Source organism: Enterobacter genomosp. S, from assembly GCF_001631805.1.
In the GTDB taxonomy this organism is placed as follows: domain Bacteria; phylum Pseudomonadota; class Gammaproteobacteria; order Enterobacterales; family Enterobacteriaceae; genus Enterobacter; species Enterobacter quasihormaechei.
On record NZ_LVVA01000016.1, the window covers coordinates 1 to 627 of the forward strand.

The 627-nt window shown below is 49.1% G+C and carries 1 protein-coding gene; it reads right to left on the minus strand.

Annotated elements, in window-relative coordinates; genetic code table 11:
• Positions 1 to 39 precede the first annotated feature (39 nt).
• The coding region (locus tag A3466_RS10970) for a DUF2931 family protein (protein WP_082830930.1) at positions 40 to 627 on the minus strand (588 nt) is incomplete at its 5' end.

Here is a 627-nt window from a genome sequence, read left to right on the forward strand (position 1 = left end):
CATCCTGTAGCGTTAATATGCTGTCCCTGCGGCTGGATTTCACCAGTTGCCGTAGGGGTAGGTTTTACCTTTAATAAACTCAGGTGTATCACCATAGTAAACATACCCATCAGGATGTTTTGTCACCCCCCTGCACATGTTCATCTGCTCACCTGATACCGTGGTAATTTTGGCATCTGTCTGAGGGACCACTGGATCACCTAAATTATCCAGCCAGACGCTAACCTTGCCGCCGGGGGCCAGACCAATCACCATGGTGTCACGATAATAGGTCTCATCGGGGCGATAGCTGTCGGTATAAAGCGTGGTCATCTGCTCCCAGGTCCCTTTTTTGAACAATATCAGTGTCTCATAACTTTTTTTATCAATGACCGAGTCCCAGCAAAAACGAAGCATCAGCGGCAGTGCGTTACCCTTGTTATAATACGACTTCGTTACCCCAAGATGGTCATTCCAGCGTCCCACGCTGACCCGACTGGGTCTTGTAGTATCAACATACTGGTATGTAGTCTTGTAGCCGGCCCCGTCCACCATCAGAGCCCGGGTAGCCAGGGCGGGCAGTGCATTGGGATAAATAAACAGAAATTTCCATTCGTCGTAGGGCAGTTTTTTATAACCCCACTCAGT